We start from the raw sequence: 14,894 nt of genomic DNA, 5'->3' as shown, positions 1-14,894 counted from the left end.
AAATGGCTCAGTCATCAAAACAAGACCACAGTACCATCCCGAAGCTTGATTTAGAAGATTTCCAATTCTCCCCGCCAGGCTCAATGGGTTGGAGCTTTGCAGAATATGAGAAGATTGTAAATAGCGATGAACAAGTTCTAACCGTTGATACAACTTCTACTCTGTCGTCGCCTCCAGTACCTAATCAAACACTGAGAGAATTACCTCAAGGATCAGCATATCCTGTTCATTTGCAACCACTTGATGAAAAGGAGACTAGCGTTGTTCCTTCAACCGAGGAACCAGTTGAAGTTATATTTGTAGAACCAGATGATATTATTTCGGAACAACCTGAGGAAGTAGAAAATGAACTCCTTGTAGCAGGAGAACCAGAACAATCAAGGATCATTCAGGATTATGCATTAGCAGTGAGAAGAATAACGACTCCTCACAAACTTACTGATAAGAAATCAAAACCACATAGGCATTTTACACATTTTGAGGTTCGGAAAGAAAAAGTTAAAGATGAACAAAGTGATCCAGTTGAGGAAGTAATCGAAGAGGATATTTTTGAAGCAGAGTTGGAGTTAAGCGAGATAGACATTGACGATGTGGAAGAAGAGGTTGAAATTGAGAAGGAAGAGGCCGAAATTGAAGAAGTAAAAGAAGAGAACGATTCTCTAATAGAAGGATTTGAAGTAGACAAGAAAGAACCGGGTGTTTTCTTTGTTAAAACAATGGGATCAGGAACACAACCATGGCTTTCCTTCTAACTGGAAAAAAAGATAGTCCATTACATTGTCCTATACACCAATGTTAAAAGCTCAAAATATATAAAGAACTTTAGATAATTTAATGGTGGTGTAAGAATGTCTGAGAACGCAAAGCACGAGGAAGTATTGAATAAGTTACAAGAGTTATTCGCATCAAATAAGGTGGAAGAAGTTGTTTTAAATTTGAATTGGCAACGGTGAAACTCATGAATTTGAGTTTGACCTAACGGATGAAAAGTCAGAAGAAGAGGAAGACAACGAAGACGAAGACGAGTAAGCAAAGAAAGAGATAGAACCTGAAAAGGTTCTATCTCTTTCTTTTTGGATAAGTTCTGTCAAAAAGCCATGGTTCAAATTTAATGGGCTTTACCTTTTTTGTTTGAGGCAGTTCCATCTCTTTACTAACATGGATCTCTTCCTCTATTAATGGTTCACTTTGTTCATCTTGGTACTCAAAATCGTTTGTTTTTTCTTGAGCTAGCTTGCTAAGCTGTTCATATGCTATCATATAAACCTTCTCAAGGCGATCTGCAACGTGAATGAACTGGTGGTTTCGTTCAACAAATTTTCTTCCGGTAATACTGAATTCCATCGCTTTATCTGGATGATTAAAAATGTCGCAAATCGCTGCTGAGAAATTAGCAGGATTGTTGAAATTCTTTAATACAAGACCATTGTGCATATGTGTAACAACTTCAGCGTTTCCACCTCTTTTGGTTGTAATAAGTGGAACTCCGGCAGCCATTGCTTCATAATGTACCCTTGCTAGAGGCTCTTGCCATTGAGAACTACAAACAAAAACGTCACCTAGTAAATAAGAGTGGGGAATTTCTTCGTGAGGGATATACTTCGTAAACCGTATACGATCTCCAAGCGGCTTTGCTAATTTGTGAAGCATTCGAACATAGTCGTTTAATCGATTGTCACTAAACCATTTACCACCACAAATGACGAGGACTGCATCAGGATGCGCTTCCAAGATTTTAGGCAATGCTTGAATCAATAAATGGGGTCCTTTCGTTTGACTAAGTCTGCCGATAAATAAGATAATTTTGCTGTGTTTAGATATTCCGTATTTCTCTTTAAGGCGTGAACTAATTCGTTGACCTTCTTTCGTCCACTTCGGCTCAAACTGTGCTAGATCAACTCCAGAATAGACGACGTGTATTTTATCATTCGCTTCTGGAAAACGATTAATGATCGTTCCCTTAATATATTGACTGACTGTCATGATAGAAGAAACTGCCTCAATGGCCTTATGTCCTTCTTCATCAGATAATTTATGCTCAGCGAACATTTCGTTATGAAGGCTGAGTACAAATTGACTTTCTGGAGATGCAGCTTTATATGCAGGAACCGCTTTTGGACGGTTAAACACGTGAATAACGTCAAATGGTGGCTGTTCAGCAAGTTTTTCAGTCACATGTTGAACGTACTTGTTTCGAGGTGCACGAATATACGTCACGTTTTCTCCTTCTTCAACATCTGGAAGTGAAGGGTCGCTGACGGAGAAAATCGTCATCTTATGCTTTTCACTTAGAAATGGCAAAACACCATCGATCATCATTTGAATGGCACCCCCTTTAATCGCAGGAGAAGGGAGCTTTTCAGTACAAATAAAAGCGATATTCAACTGTTACCCTCCTCTCGTTTATATTGTTTTTCTAAATCTTCAATTTCATGTTTCAATCCTTCTTTTAAAGAGACGGTTGGTTCATAGTTTAATAACTTTTCAGCTTTCGATATGTTTGCCCAAGTTTGTACCGGTTCCCCCTTTGCTTTTTCGACAAATGTTATTTTCGCTTTCTTATGAAGTAATTGTTCAAGAAGGGTAATAACGTCAAGAACAGATGCTCGTTCTTTCCCTCCAATATTAATGGTTTCTCCTATGACATGATCTGCAGTAGCTACAGAAGCGGTAGCTTTGACACAATCTTTCACATAAGTGAAGTCTCTTGTTTGTTTGCCATCTCCATAAACGATAAGAGGCTCATCTAGCAAGAGCTGCTTAATAAACCGATGAAACGCCATGTCTGGCCGTTGTCTTGGACCGTATACTGTGAAATAGCGCAAAACGACAACCGGAACATCGAAGTAGTGGTGATATACCCTGCAAAGTTGCTCTCCTGTTAACTTTGTAATGCCATATGGCGATAGAGGGATAGGCATCATATCTTCAGATACTTTTCCTGTTTTTTCACCGTAAACTGAAGAAGTAGATATATAGATGAATTTATCAATAGGAAGCCTTCTGCACGCCTCTAAGAGCTTCTGTGTCACTAGACCGTTATGCAAGAGGTAGGTTTCAAATTCGTCTCCCCAGCTCGACCTGACGCCAGGAATACCAGCTAGGTGGTAGATGACTTGAATATCATTCAGAAGAGGAAGAAAGTCATCACTCAAAAGATCGAGATCATAGAATTGAAACCGTTTGTGTTGTAGAAGGTTTTCTATATTTCTAAATTTATGAGGCTCGTTAGCAACACCCTGATCAATTCCGATCACATTCACATCAGATTGAGCAAGAAGCTCTTCTCCGAGGTGAGAGCCGATAAAGCCCGCTATCCCTGTTATGAGAATATTCATGGTCGACCAACTCCAACATAGTTCAGTCCAGCGGCAATAACCTCATTGCGATCTAAACAATTACGGCCATCAAGTATTGTGTTTCCTATCATTGCTCTTTTAACTTTTAACCAATCTGGTGATTTAAATTGTTGCCAGTCCGTTGCTACGATTAAAGCATGCGAATATTTGGCCGCCTGGTACATATCTGGGGCAAAATCGATCGGAATACGAATTGTTTGAACTTTTGGATCATACGTAACCACACTACAGCCCCTTTTAAGTAGCTTCTCACAGAGTTTGACTGACTGTGATTCTCGAGTATCATCCGTATTAGGTTTAAACGTGAGTCCCCATACGGTAATCTGCTTTCCTTTTAATCCATGTATTTCTTTATCAAGTTTATTAATATAATAATCTACCTGATCTTCATTTACTTTTTTGACAGCACGTAATATATCTGTCTTAATTCGTCTTTTTCTGGCAGCATAGCCGAGTGCATCTAGATCCTTTGGAAAACAAGAGCCACCGTAGCCGAGGCCAGATTGCAAGAAGTGAGGTCCTATGCGCGGATCCATCCCAATCGAAGTTGATATTTCATTGACATCCACACCATATTGATCGCAAATTCGTGAAAACTCATTAATAAATGAGATTTTTGTAGCAAGGAATGCATTTGACGCATATTTCATCAGTTCTGCACCCGTTAAGCTGGTTTCGATATAAGGGGCATTTAGTTTCTCGTATATCTTTTTGACGGTTTCGATTGCAGAAGGTGAACTTGAACCGATGACAATTTTATCTGGATGAAAGGAGTCATAAACGGCTGATCCTTCTCTTAGAAATTCAGGATTTGAAACAATGTCAAATAAGGTTGCATCAACACCTGATTTGATCAAGTACTGATGAAGCCATTCATTTGTGCTTGGGGGCACAGTGCTTTTGATGATGATCAGTTTATGAGAACTGATATTTCTTGAAATCTGCTCAAACACACTTTTTAATGCCGTAAGCTTCGTATCACCATTTGGTTTCGAAGGCGTACCAACTGCAATTAAAAGAATAGGTGCGTTTAGAAAACACGCTTCACGATCATCAGAGAAGATTAATTTTCCATTCTGTTGATTCTTCCTTAACAACTCTTCTAATCCAGGTTCATGAATCGGAGACTTTCCCTCATTTAACAGTTTGATTTTTGAAATATCCTTATCAATACAGTGAATGCTGTGACCAAGTTCTGCAAGCAACGCTGCGGTTGTAAGTCCTACATAACCTGCTCCAACTATACATATATCCATTCCAGTCTTCCCTCCAATTGCAGACGCTCCGTTAACAATATCTCTATATCGTATTAGGCGTAGAGTGGTTGGTGTAGTGAAAAGCCATAAGAGGGCGATAAATAGGCATTGATACCATAATAAGGCCAATGATTATGCCTGTTTTTCATTAGACAACTTTCTGAGGTTTTCCGAAGTGAATACGTTATTGAAATAGCCAATTGGAAGGAGCGGACTTATGATCAAAAAAGCAGTAATTCCAGCAGCTGGTTATGGAACGCGGAGCTTACCTATTACAAAAGTAATTCCTAAAGAAATGTTTCCAATCGGAGGTCGTCCAGCTATCCATTATGTAGTAGAAGAAGCAGTCGAATCTGGGATCGAGGAGATTCTCATTATCATCTCAAGAACAAAAAACTTAATAATGGATTATTTCGATCATTCCCTTGAATTAGAGGCGTTTTTGGAGCGCGCAAACAAAACGCATTTGCTTGAGAAAACAAAGCTTCCTAATGTGCATATCCAGTATGTTCGTCAGTCACATGCGAAAGGACTTGGAGACGCCATCTCACTTGCTAAGCCTTTCACAGGAAAGGAACCATTTGCAGTCATGCTACCTGATGATCTGTTCATTCCTCATCAAAAACCGGCACTGCAGGAATTAATCGATGTTTATAACAGTCATAAAACGAATGTACTAGCTGTCAAAGAAGTAGAGTCAAAGCTATTGAAAGATTATGGAGTCATTGATGCACAGTTACGGTCGAAAGGGTTGTATGAAATAAAAAATATTGTCGAAAAGCCAACATCATCTCCACCTTCAAAGCTTGCTGTCACCGGTCGATACGTTTTTACAAGTAAGATCTATGAAGCATTAAACCAACTTACACCTGGTTCAGGAGGAGAACTTCAGCTAACTGATGCTATTAAAGCATTGCTGTCTGAAGAAAACTATTTTGCAGTAGAGAGTTCCGCTGCTAGGTTTGATGTAGGAAAGGAAGAAGAGTATTTACGCTTGTGTGGGTTGTTGAAAGAAAGGTAATAAAAAAAGGTTGCGTTAGGCAACCTTTAAACTGTTCATTGTCGTACTATTGTGGCACTGGAGAAATGGCACATAAACAGCGACAATCGTAAGTGATGATTCCAGTTCTTGTTGACGAAGGGTTAGTATAATCATTGTAGGTAAATTTAGCACAGCATGTTTTAGGGCAAAAATTCATTAAAGTAAATTCTGTAGGCGTTCTTGAGCTATTGAAAAGGTCAATGAAATCTGTTGTACCTTTCATTTGAAGATAAAATGTTTGATTCCCATTCATCATATTACAGTCCCAACCGTTTGCAGCTTTGTCTAAAATTTGACAGACGCACCCCTCACATTTCGAATGGTGTTTTGGTCTTTTTGGTGAACAGTCTGAATCATGAAATAAACTTCCCATAATTTCTATTTCCTCCTTCTACATAAAGTCCACCTGATCATTTTTTTCAGGTTTACTATAATGTATTGTAAATTGGTGTAAGGTGTATGAGTCATTACACCATCTTTCCTAAAATGGTTAATTAACCCAAATGTGTTATAAAAGACTATTTTTATATAAAAAATTCAAATTATGGTAATTGTCCAAACCAGTGGATATGCAACTACATACTATTTAAAGAGCGGGTTGCAAAAAACCTAGCCTGTAATAGAAAGGAGATATGAAATGCTTAAAATGCGTGCTGCATTAGTAGGTATGATGCACTCTAAAACCGTTCTTTCTTCGGTTTATATCCTAAACACACAAAATGGAGAAGGAGAACCTGATCTAATAGGTGTAACAGTAGGACAAGTCGGAGCAGATTTTGTTGTATTTAATCAAGTGGGAAGCTCCGCTGGAAATCTAACTTGTATGGTACCAATAAGTAAAATTAATGCAATTGAATACTAAAATTTAGTATAGAGGGTTCCCTTGGTGGAACCTTCAATTTTTTATCGTAAACTCTTTTTTGAGGACGTGGATAATGTGAAGGAAAATAAGCTTACACTTTTATTCATAACCAAGAATTTAAGCAATTTTCTAGAAAAAAGCAGTCACAATCTAGAATTAGAGCTTCGTAAACATACAAATCTATTCGTCTGGCGTGAGCATAGTAACATTCAGCACATTCTTACAAACCTACCAACTCAGCCAGACTTCATCCTATTAAATGATTATCATCCTACTTACTGTCCCTTTATAAGAGGGCTCGATACAACCAACATTCCAATCGGTGTGATGATGCATGATCTGCATTATAAGAAATCAAGCAGAAAGCGAATGATCGAAAAGGGGAATGTCTCTCTTATTTTTACGCATTATCGGGATGCTTTTCTCAAGTGGTATCCAGAATTCACTGATCGAATGGTCTGGTTTCCTCATCATGTTCAGACAGACGTATTTAAAGATTATCGTAGTTCGAGAAACATAAATTGGTTAATGACGGGGAAAATCATTCCTGATCTTTATCCATTACGAACTGAGATATTACGTCAGATGAAAGGGATGAAAGGATTTACGTATCATACTCATCCAGGATACCGAAACGTGAGTCACAATGAGCTTGTTGGTGAAAGGTATGCGAAAGAACTGAACCGAGCAAAAATGTGTCTTACTTGTGATTCCATTCATCACTTTCCTTTGTTAAAGTACTTTGAAACGTTAGCCTGCAACACATTACTCCTTGCTCCAGCATCAAACGAACTAACTGACCTCGGATTTATTGACGGAGAAACCTTCGTGGCAATCGATGAATCAAATTTTATCGCAAAAGCAAACGAATACTTACACGATGAAAAGACGAGAGTTTCCATCGCTAGAAAAGGATATGAAATGGTGCACAGCAAACACTCTACAGTGACAAGAACAAAAGAACTAATCCAACATATTAAGGATCATGTTAAAAAGGGAAAGAAGTAGGCCCTTTGCCCTTTTCATTGATTTTGAAATAATTTTATAAAAAACTACACTTCGCTAATTGGAGCGGAAGGATGCTCACTGCCCGTCCCGCGGAAAGCGGGTAGGAGCGGAAATTAACCTGCTATAGCAACAATGTCTACTAAAAGAGCCAAGAAGTAAGAAACACCAGTGCTTACAAAGGTACTGGTGTTTTATTTTATCTATGCACTAAGGAAAAATCTTTAAAAACAACCTACTTCCTTTTCTAGTACAGATTACAAGGTTATTGAAGAAATGCCATTCAAATGAACTCTAACCAAATTAGGGTGATTAACACTTTCTTACATATCTAGTGAGTTGTCCATGTCCTCCTTCCAATCTATGACATACCATACAATATGTCGTTTTGAATCGTAAACAGAAAGGGGAGGACTATGAAAATCGTAACAGTACTTGGAACAAGACCGGAAATCATCCGTTTAAGTTTAATTATCAAGAAGCTCGATCACCTTGCGGATCGTCATATTCTTATTCATACCGGTCAAAATTTCACGAACACGCTTAGCGATGTTTTCTTCGAAGAGCTTGGAATTCGTACACCAGATTATATGCTTCATAAGAAGAAGCAAACGCTCGGTGAACAACTAGCTACGATGTATTCAGAGTTAGAGCAGATCTTTCTTAAAGAAAAACCCGATAAAGTGCTTGTGCTTGGTGATACGAACAGCGCCCTAAGCGCCATTCTAGCTGAGCGAATGGGTATTCCAGTCGTTCACATGGAGGCAGGGAATCGATGCTATGACTGGACAGTCCCGGAAGAGAAAAACAGGAGAGTGATCGACGCCATTTCAACGTTCAATCTTCCATATACACCACAGAGTAAGGAGAACCTCTTAAGAGAAGGAGTAGCAACAAATCGAGTCTATGTTTCAGGAAATCCAATTTATGAAGTACTTCATCATTATCAACAGAAGATTTCTGAAAGGACGATCTTAACTAAACTCAACTTATCGAAGCAAGATTACTTCTTGGTAACGGCTCATAGAGCTGAGAATGTCGATAATTCAAACCATCTATCTGAGATTCTAAAAGGGCTAAATTTATTAGCTAAAACGCATGCAAAGAGAATCATTTGCAGCATTCACCCAAGAACAAGCTCAAGGCTAATAGATCGCACACTTCATATGGAACCACTAGTAGAGTTCCATGAACCGTTTGGCTTTTTTGATTTTGTTCATCTTGAACAAAACGCGGCTTGTGTCATAACAGATAGTGGTACTGTCCAGGAAGAATGCTGTTTGTTCAGAGTACCAACCGTAACGATACGCAAAACCACTGAAAGACCTGAAACCATCGCATGTGGGAGCAATATCGTATCTGGTCTGAATGCTACTAATATCGTTCGATCCGTTAATGTCATGATCAAGCAATCCACAGATTGGCGCTTTCCAGAAGGCTATACCGATGAGGATGTATCAGATAAAGTTGTGAAATTTATATTAGGAGGGTTAACTATTGTTCCATAATAAAACCATATTGGTTACAGGAGGTACAGGTTCATGGGGCTATGAACTTGTCAAACAGCTTCTTGAAAAGAACCCTGAAGAGATAAGAGTGTTTTCGAGAAATGAATCAAGTCAGGTAGCTATGAAGAGAGCATTTCATCAAAAAAAGAATTTGAAATTCATCATCGGTGACATTAAGGAAAAAGAAGGGTTAATTGAAGCAACGAAAGATGTTGATTATGTTTTCCATCTTGCTGCATTAAAGCATGTTCCGGTGTGTGAAGATCAACCATTAGAAGCAATGAAAACGAATGTAATCGGAACGCAAAACGTTATTGATGCTTCCATAATGAATAAAGTTGAAAAAGTCGTCTACATCTCTACCGATAAAGCAGCAAACCCATCGAACTTTTATGGATTTACAAAGGCAATGGGAGAAAGGCTCATTACGCATGCGAATGTTTTGAAATCCGAAACGAAATTTGTATGCGTGCGGGGCGGAAATGTATTAGGGACGAATGGTAGTGTGATTCACGTCTTTAAAGATCAGATCGAAGAAAGAGGCAGAGTTGGTATTACAGATATGAGGATGACGCGCTTTTTCTTAACGATTGAAGAGGCAATTAAACTTTTATTTAAGGCGACATATGAAAGCAGGGGTGGAGAGATATTTGTAATGAAAATGCCTACCTGTAAAATCGTTGACCTTGCAGCAGTATTAATTGAAGCGTCTGGTAAAGAAAATGTTGATATGGAAGTGCTAGGAATTCGTCCAGGTGAGAAACTACATGAACTCCTTTTTTCTGAATATGAAAGCCAGAGTACGGTGTATTATGACCGAGAATATTTTGTGATACTACCTTCGATTACTGTGGATGGTCTGCAAGATTATTATTCAAAGTTCAAACCAGTTGAATTAGAAAACTATATTTCTAGTGAAAATTTAATGTCACGTGAAGAATTGAAGAAGCTGCTTCATAAAGGTGGGTTTATCTAATGAAGCTGCTTGTTCTCGGCGGAAATGGAATGGCAGGACACATGATCGTAAAGTATTTTGATCAGAAACCTGAGTGGGATGTTTATTACACAACACGTGATCAGAAGGAAAAACGCGGCATCTATCTAAATGTACTCATGCAAAGTTCATTAGAGGAAGTAATCGAGAAGATTAAACCAGACGTTGTGGTAAATGCTATTGGCCTTTTGAATGACAATGCAAACAATAATAAAACAGCTGCATTTCATGTGAATAGTCTTTTGCCGCATCAACTCACACCATTAGTTGAGAGCTATGGAGGTAAACTCGTTCACATTAGTACAGACTGTGTGTTTTCAGGTGAAAAGGGCGATTACACCGAGAATGACTATAAGGATGGTACGTCGGTCTATGCAAAAACGAAAGCCCTAGGAGAAGTGATAAGCCATCACCATCTTACAATCAGGACATCGATTATTGGTCCTGAGCTTAAGAAAAATGGAATTGGATTGTTGTTATGGTTCATGAACCAATCCGGTGCGATTAAAGGTTATAAAAATATGATGTGGAACGGAGTCACTACGCTTGAACTCGCAAAAGCTATTGAAACCCTATTACAGAACAATGTATCTGGGTTGTATCATCTTGGCGGTGAAGAGAAAATCTCCAAATATGATTTATTAAGAATGATGCAAGATGTATTTAAGAAAGAGGATGTTAGTATTCATCCCGATGAGGAAATTGTTTTAGATCGGACAATTAGAAATACGAGAACTGATTATCGCTATGCGGTTCCCTCATATAAAGAGATGTTACTAGAGTTAAAGGAATGGATGGATGTTCCATGAGGCAATCAGCCTCTCTTTTAATAACTGGAGGTAGTGGTTTCACTGGTAGATGTGCTTGTCAGCATTTTCAGAAGTTAGGGTGGGAAGTTACAGCAGTTGTCCGGAATAAGGGTGTCGGCATCCAGGGCGTCAAGGTCATCGCTTGTGACTTAACGAAAAGAGAAGCTGTAGAGTCTATAATCCATAATATAAAACCTGATTATATTCTTCACCTAGCGGGTGTTAATTCAGTTCACAATTCCTGGGACTCTCCTCTTGCATCAATTGAAGGAAATGTCCTCTCAACCCTTTACCTATTAGAAACAGTTAGAAGACTAAACAATCAATCTAGAATCATTATTGTAGGGTCTGCTCTCCAATATAATCAGGGTGACAAACCCCTACACCCCTATAGTGTTAGCAAAACGATGCAAGTTCAATTAGCAGAACATTGGGAGCATCTTTTTGATATGGATATTGTAATGACAAAACCGACTAATTTGATTGGTCCTGGACCTTCAAAAGGCATTTGTTCTCTTATTGCAGAGGAAATCGCTAGTCAAGAACAGGTGAAGGGAACTCCTTCTCTTCACATTAACGATTTATCGGCAAAACGCGATTTTCTTGATGTAAGAGACGTGGTAAGGGCGTATGATTTGATTTTTCAGCATGGAAAGAAAGGAAAGTTGTATGAAATTGGATCTGGACAAATGAGATCTCTTGGAGAAGTAGTCGATCATTATCAACGGTTAACAGAGCTACCAATTCTAATAGAAGAATTAAGGTCAAATTCTTCAGAGGAACTACCTAGCGTTAATAATGAAAACATATATGAATTAGGGTGGAAGCCTGTGAAATCATTCCGCTCTTCCTTAGTCGATATTTTACAGTATTATAGGCAATCAAGGAAAAATGACTGAGTAATACCGATTATCCACCAGCTTAAAGCGCCTTGTAGGGGTGATAATCGGTATTTCAAAAAATGGGATCGTTGTCCAATCATTTAACGATTGAAATACATAGAATAGCATACATACGATTAGTAGCTTTAAGAAAGAGAGGGTAAGGAATGACTTCTTCCGATCTACGTTCCCTTCCACCATTTGTCTTAAATTCAATACCGAAAAGCGGGACTCATTTAGTAAAGCAAATATTACAGGGCATTCCAGGAATGCAGCATCACCCGGATAAAGGGATGTTTGGACATTATGAATACCAAGGTAAGCTTCAGTTGGATAGAGTTGAAGCTCTAAGCGATAATGAATTTGTAAATGGCCATCTTTTTTATTCACAAACATGGGATGCTTTTTTTAAAAAGCTAAATATGAAGCAGGTATTTGTGATGAGAGATCCGAGAGATGTTATCGTCTCTTACGCGTATTTTATTCCAACGTTGAAGATTCATCCACTATATGAAACGTTCCAACAGGAAGGCTTTACACATCATGATCGAATGAAATTTCTAATAGAAGGTGGGCAACCGATTACACCTAGTAAACCATATCAGCCTAATGTTAATGATTGGTACACAAGTTTTTCAAAGTGGACGGAGCAATCAGACGTTTTTACAATTAGGTTCGAGGAACTAGTCTCTTCTGAAAAGGAAAGATTACAACTACTTCATCGCCTAGTTAAGTTTCTATGGGGAGAGGAAGAGGTGCCATTTACAAGGCCAGTAATGGTTAGAAAAATGATAGAGAACATCAATCCCCAAACATCACCAACCTATCGTAAAGGAAAGATTGGTGGTTGGAATCAGGAGTTTAACGAAGAACTTAAACAATTATTCAAGAAACATGGAGGCGAATTACTCGTATCGCTTCAATATGAAAAGAATTTAAATTGGTAGAAAGCGGCATGGGGATATATGCCGCTTTTTAGTATAGGTCTCATCTAATGGGGGGGTATCTATGCTTGATTGATTTTAATACATATGATGAATTAAGTAGAAGTTGGTATAATTCGTCAGAATAGTTAACGAATAGCATATTGTTAACCGTGAAATGAGGGTGTCGATATTGGAATCTGAATTGCCAAAAGTAAGTGTGATCATTCCATTTTATAATTGTTCGTACGTTGATCAAGCAATTAGTAGCGTTCTCAAACAAACGTATCCTAATGTTGAAATCATTGTAGTGGATGATGGTTCTACATCAAATCAAATGTTAGTAACGCCTTTTTTGAAAGACATTCATTACATCTATAAAAGAAATGGTGGAACGGCAACAGCATTAAATAGAGGGCTTCCTGTAGCTACAGGTGAACTCATCGCCTGGTTAAGTTCAGACGATGTTTTCCATCCTGAGAAATTGGAAAAGCAAGTTGAGTTTATGAAGAGAACAAATGCGGATCTGGTTTATACGAATTTCAGCTTAATTGATGAGAAAAGCGAAGTCATCAGAAGCGATGTCGGCGTGATTCTCGATAATAAACTCGCCTTTTTGAAGCATCTTCAGAAAAGTTGTCCTATAAATGGAAGTACCGTTTTAGTAAAGAAAGAAGTGTTTACTAAAGTTGGTACTTTTAATCCAGCGTTAAAATATACCCAGGATTACGATATGTGGTTGAGGATAGCTAGCGTGGCTAAGGTTGTAGGTTTGAAGGAGACGCTCTTATACTATCGGAAACACACAAAAATGGGCTCTCAACTACATCACGAGGAACAGATGAAGGAGATCGAAATAGTAAAGAAAAGATATAAAGATGGACTTGATCTCCTTATTCAACGTTCAGAAGGGAATAATCATGAGTAAAAAGAGACATCTAGTCGTTAAATTAGGGGGTATTGAGTTTAATGGATACGATCAAAAATGATAATAATTCTGTTGATATTAGCGTAATCATTCCAACTTATAATAAGTACCCACAGAATTTGTTAACTCTTTTTTCACTTGAAAATCAGCAATTTGATCTCTCGAAAGTCGAAGTAATAATGGTCGATGACGGATCGACGGATCAAACGAGTCAGATATTAAAAGACTATCATTTTCCATTTAATTTTAAATATATTAATAACGGAAAGAACATAGGTCGTCCTGCGGCGAGAAACATTGGGATTAAAGCATCGTCTGGAACGATTCTCATTTTTTTGGATGCAGAAATCCTCGTACAACCTGATTTTCTCTCCATTCATTCTCACTATCATAAAACGCAAAAGAACTCAGTCGTAACTGGGGTTTTATTTATAAAGAAGCTTTATTCGGCTTTAATCCCAGGCTTCTCGAACGCACAGTTAGATCAATTTAGAACACTTCTAACAAACCAGCCAGCATTAAGAGCAAAGTATAATGAGTTTCTTAATAAAAGAGCTTATATTCCTTTAATAAACAAATTGCAAATTCTTAATCAAAGTTATAAAAGCCTTGCTGTACCTACGGATTACGAAGAATTTTATAAAAGGATCATCATCAAAAATTATGGATACAAACTCTTAAATTATCAAATACCATGGCAGCTATTCGGTACAGGGCATGTATCAGTTCAAAAGCAAGCCATAGAAGAAGTAGGATTATTTACAGAATACCCGGGATATGGTTGGGATGACCTGGAGATGGGATATAGACTCTATAAGAATGGTGCGATTTTCACGACAGATCGTAAACTAGTTAGTTATCATCAAGAACATCCTGTGTTCAAGGGAATTAAAGATGAATCGAAATTAAATTACTACCGCTTTCAAGAAACATATAATGCGGTTGATCAAATGGTAATCAGCCTAACGTTCCTCCCTGTCCCTTTTAATTTACATGAAATCAATCAAATTCTAATTCTTTATAATAAGCTGTGTCATGACTATCCAATTAAATTTCCATTACTAAAAAAGAATTTTCACTTTATGCTGAGAGAAATCGGCAGATTGGTAAGTAAGCAGTTGCCTATTACCAACCTAAGATCTAAATCGCTTCAAGCTACAGAAGAAATCACCCTATCAGAAGAAAAGAAACAATTAAAAGAAATAGGAAGATATCACTTATTTCTAAAGTGCTATGAACGGTTAGAGAAATTGTAAGTTAGGAAAAAACCAAGATAGGAAGGACTAATGGTGATGAAAATTATGTTTGTAGCCATTACTCTCTGTAA

The 14,894-nt window shown here is 37.9% G+C and carries 14 protein-coding genes; 11 read left to right on the top strand and 3 right to left on the bottom strand.

What is annotated here, in order from left to right:
• Positions 1–2: 2 nt before the first annotated feature.
• Entirely contained in the window at positions 3–752 is a 750-nt protein-coding gene (locus AB986_RS06345) for a hypothetical protein (RefSeq protein WP_048310020.1), read from the top strand.
• A 307-nt stretch (positions 753–1,059) separates the two neighbouring features.
• On the opposite strand, the gene AB986_RS06340 is transcribed toward AB986_RS06345, so the two are convergent.
• The 3 genes from AB986_RS06340 to AB986_RS06330 are packed head-to-tail and all read right to left on the bottom strand — an operon-like array spanning position 1,060 to position 4,615.
• Positions 1,060–2,385 (bottom strand): glycosyltransferase family 4 protein, encoded by a 1,326-nt coding sequence (locus tag AB986_RS06340; RefSeq protein ID WP_084006418.1) that lies wholly within the window; start codon positions 2,383–2,385, stop codon positions 1,060–1,062.
• A complete protein-coding gene (locus AB986_RS06335) occupies positions 2,382–3,338 on the bottom strand; it encodes an NAD-dependent epimerase/dehydratase family protein (protein WP_048310019.1) in 957 nt (318 codons plus the stop codon). Before AB986_RS06335 ends, AB986_RS06340 begins: the two co-directional genes overlap by 4 nt.
• The gene (locus AB986_RS06330) at positions 3,335–4,615 is read right to left on the bottom strand and encodes a UDP-glucose dehydrogenase family protein (RefSeq protein ID WP_048310018.1); all 1,281 of its coding nucleotides are present in this window, start codon (positions 4,613–4,615) and stop codon (positions 3,335–3,337) included. The genes AB986_RS06335 and AB986_RS06330 overlap by 4 nt, the downstream gene beginning before the upstream one ends.
• Before the next feature lie 217 nt (positions 4,616–4,832).
• On the opposite strand from AB986_RS06330, the gene AB986_RS06325 reads away from it, so the two are divergent.
• The 10 genes from AB986_RS06325 to AB986_RS06275 all read left to right on the top strand — a co-directional run bounded on the left by AB986_RS06325 (position 4,833) and on the right by AB986_RS06275 (position 14,823).
• Positions 4,833–5,636: a UTP--glucose-1-phosphate uridylyltransferase gene (locus AB986_RS06325; protein WP_048310016.1), complete on the top strand. Its 804-nt coding sequence runs from the start codon at positions 4,833–4,835 to the stop codon at positions 5,634–5,636.
• Between the two features lie 658 nt (positions 5,637–6,294).
• Entirely contained in the window at positions 6,295–6,519 is a 225-nt protein-coding gene (locus tag AB986_RS06315) for a hypothetical protein (RefSeq protein ID WP_048310014.1), read from the top strand.
• Positions 6,520–6,594: 75 nt separating this feature from the next.
• A complete protein-coding gene (locus tag AB986_RS06310) occupies positions 6,595–7,527 on the top strand; it encodes a glycosyltransferase (protein ID WP_048310934.1) in 933 nt (310 codons plus the stop codon).
• Between the two features lie 413 nt (positions 7,528–7,940).
• Positions 7,941–9,032 (top strand): non-hydrolyzing UDP-N-acetylglucosamine 2-epimerase, encoded by a 1,092-nt coding sequence (gene wecB / locus AB986_RS06305; RefSeq protein WP_048310013.1) that lies wholly within the window; start codon positions 7,941–7,943, stop codon positions 9,030–9,032.
• On the top strand, positions 9,022–10,008 hold the full coding sequence (locus AB986_RS06300; protein WP_048310012.1) for a polysaccharide biosynthesis protein: 987 nt from the start codon (positions 9,022–9,024) through the stop codon (positions 10,006–10,008). Before wecB ends, AB986_RS06300 begins: the two co-directional genes overlap by 11 nt.
• Entirely contained in the window at positions 10,008–10,835 is an 828-nt protein-coding gene (locus tag AB986_RS06295) for a dTDP-4-dehydrorhamnose reductase family protein (protein ID WP_048310011.1), read from the top strand. Before AB986_RS06300 ends, AB986_RS06295 begins: the two co-directional genes overlap by 1 nt.
• Positions 10,832–11,734, top strand: a complete 903-nt coding sequence (locus tag AB986_RS06290; protein ID WP_048310010.1) for an NAD-dependent epimerase/dehydratase family protein — start codon at positions 10,832–10,834, stop codon at positions 11,732–11,734. The genes AB986_RS06295 and AB986_RS06290 overlap by 4 nt, the downstream gene beginning before the upstream one ends.
• Before the next feature lie 149 nt (positions 11,735–11,883).
• A complete protein-coding gene (locus tag AB986_RS06285; RefSeq protein ID WP_048310009.1) occupies positions 11,884–12,663 on the top strand; it encodes a sulfotransferase domain-containing protein in 780 nt (259 codons plus the stop codon).
• Between the two features lie 169 nt (positions 12,664–12,832).
• The gene (locus AB986_RS06280) at positions 12,833–13,567 is read left to right on the top strand and encodes a glycosyltransferase family 2 protein (RefSeq protein WP_048310008.1); all 735 of its coding nucleotides are present in this window, start codon (positions 12,833–12,835) and stop codon (positions 13,565–13,567) included.
• Between the two features lie 41 nt (positions 13,568–13,608).
• The gene (locus AB986_RS06275) at positions 13,609–14,823 is read left to right on the top strand and encodes a glycosyltransferase family 2 protein (RefSeq protein WP_048310007.1); all 1,215 of its coding nucleotides are present in this window, start codon (positions 13,609–13,611) and stop codon (positions 14,821–14,823) included.
• The last annotated feature ends 71 nt before the right edge of the window (positions 14,824–14,894 follow it).

It is taken from the genome of Guptibacillus hwajinpoensis (genome assembly GCF_001039475.1).
GTDB lineage: Bacteria > Bacillota > Bacilli > Bacillales > Guptibacillaceae > Guptibacillus > Guptibacillus hwajinpoensis.
This window is presented reverse-complemented; position numbering and strand designations above follow the sequence as displayed.

Coding starts and splice junctions, on each gene's coding strand:
- wecB (WP_048310013.1), top strand. CDS start 7,941: ATGAAAATCGTAACAGTACTTGGAACAAGACCGGAAATCATCCGTTTA.
- AB986_RS06275 (WP_048310007.1), top strand. CDS start 13,609: ATGGATACGATCAAAAATGATAATAATTCTGTTGATATTAGCGTAATC.
- AB986_RS06345 (WP_048310020.1), top strand. CDS start 3: ATGGCTCAGTCATCAAAACAAGACCACAGTACCATCCCGAAGCTTGAT.
- AB986_RS06285 (WP_048310009.1), top strand. CDS start 11,884: ATGACTTCTTCCGATCTACGTTCCCTTCCACCATTTGTCTTAAATTCA.
- AB986_RS06325 (WP_048310016.1), top strand. CDS start 4,833: ATGATCAAAAAAGCAGTAATTCCAGCAGCTGGTTATGGAACGCGGAGC.
- AB986_RS06315 (WP_048310014.1), top strand. CDS start 6,295: ATGCTTAAAATGCGTGCTGCATTAGTAGGTATGATGCACTCTAAAACC.
- AB986_RS06330 (WP_048310018.1), bottom strand. CDS start 4,615: ATGGATATATGTATAGTTGGAGCAGGTTATGTAGGACTTACAACCGCA.
- AB986_RS06295 (WP_048310011.1), top strand. CDS start 10,008: ATGAAGCTGCTTGTTCTCGGCGGAAATGGAATGGCAGGACACATGATC.
- AB986_RS06335 (WP_048310019.1), bottom strand. CDS start 3,338: ATGAATATTCTCATAACAGGGATAGCGGGCTTTATCGGCTCTCACCTC.
- AB986_RS06290 (WP_048310010.1), top strand. CDS start 10,832: ATGAGGCAATCAGCCTCTCTTTTAATAACTGGAGGTAGTGGTTTCACT.